Annotated in this window: 1 pseudogene; it reads right to left on the reverse strand. The window is 42.5% G+C overall.

The features are described 5' to 3' along the window. A pseudogene (locus CWM53_RS31255) lies at positions 1-1,849 on the reverse strand (hypothetical protein); the annotation flags it as partial.

A 1,849-nucleotide genomic window follows, 5' to 3' on the forward strand; every position in this document is an offset into this window, starting at 1 on the left:
TGAACATGCGAAAGAATATATCCGGCAGTAAGCAGTCGAATATCTGTCAGTGCATTGAAAAAAATGATTGCCAGTGCAGCTGTTTCTGAATATGCATTTCCTCTGAGGATGGCCTGCCAGGCCGGTTTGTCAGATGCCTGAGTAAGATACGACGGCGTCAGGAAAAAGCTGTGCCAGCGGTATTGTTCAAAGTGCTGTTTAAACCGATTCCGGCTGAACCAGAGTAAAAGCATATCCGCACTGTGATCTGAGGCATAGCGGTCGTCTGACATCACAGCCGTCATGACTATCCGGGCTGTCTCATAAAGATGATAAAGTAGTTCGGCCGAGTCATCATCAAACCGGTTCTCGCCACGGGCCTTAATACGTCGCCACATGTACCAGCTTTCCCATTCACCTATAAAATCTTTGACAACTTCCCTGTGACGCTGCTCCTGACTGACCGACAGAGTTTCTCCATATCCTCTTTTCCAGTTGTTCAACACGTACCATACGTAGAAAAGAGATTCCATACACTGCTGAAAATCGACGATTTCACGGCTGTCTGAATCACGATATACAGAGAATGGTACATCAATAATTTTACGGAAATATTCACCCGTTGTTTCCAGTGACTTTACCACCTCGTTACTGAAACTGTAAAAATCATGATAGAATGACTGGCTGAATGTAAATGACATACCTGAACCATGACATTCATCAATATAATTTCCATCAGCATACCCGAAGCTTTTTTTCAATGTTGTGTATGTATCAATCAGCCGGTCTGTTGCGATGATAAAGGTACTTATATTTTTGTCTCCCAGAGCATCATAAACCTCACCATAAAAATCACGGGTAATGTGTCTGTACTCTTTCCAGTTTACTTTCTGGTCTTTTATAAAACATTTTCTGAAAAAGAACGGCCACCACCCAGGGATAATCACGTCAGTTGAGGTAAACAGTGTCATTTTGTTATCCCTTTTTGCCAGGGACGGCAGAATAACAATCGAGCCATTCTTATCCTGCACAGGTTTCAGCCGGTGTAAAAGAAAATTTAGTGGTCCAAGATACACATCGCTGATTTCCATATGATCCTCAATATGGAATTTAACCGAGTCCAAACTTTCTTCGCTTGAGACAGAGTAGGGAAGAATGGTTATTCCCTTTATATAATCCTTACCTATGTGTGAACCAGGATACTGTATCCATGAGCATTTAAGGGAATGCAGAATATGATTTTCTACAATTTGGGACTGAAAATACTTCAGCATGAGGTGATCGCGTTTCTTGTCATCTAAAATGTTAAGACTGGTAATAAAGAACCATATCGAAAGTACAATATTGAAAAACATCCAGATTAAGGCCGTAACCGCAAATACCGTATCAAGATATTTGTCACCTGCAGATAAAAATAACCCACTTATCAGTATAAAAGCAGCAAGTGATAGCCCACTGAGTCCCGCAAACATATAACCGGAATGCAACTGATAGGCGGTCTGAATGTGGATTCGCGAGGATTTTTTCTGAAAGAGCACACTGATCAGTCCGACAACAAGCGGGAACACAATCCCGATTATCGTCAGCTGGGCGCCCAGCAGGTTTGACATCCATTCAGGAAGTTTAGTGACGTTTTTTAGGTAATTAGCCGCAAAGCTACTAAATTCAGCACGAAAGCCTATCGCTATTAGGACAGCACTGCCTGCCATAGACCATAGCAAAAACATGGCCTTCAGATAATGCGTGGAGCAGTAAACCTGCGCCCTTTCAACAAGGTTCCAGCGATGCTTCTTATATGTCTTATTTCCTTTGAGGGTGCGTTTGAGTTGTGCTCTGACTTTAGTAGTGAGGCGATTAAGCAGTATGCCAG

Origin of the sequence: Klebsiella sp. A-Nf5 (genome assembly GCF_002810545.1) — a bacterium.
In the GTDB taxonomy this organism is placed as follows: domain Bacteria; phylum Pseudomonadota; class Gammaproteobacteria; order Enterobacterales; family Enterobacteriaceae; genus Klebsiella; species Klebsiella variicola.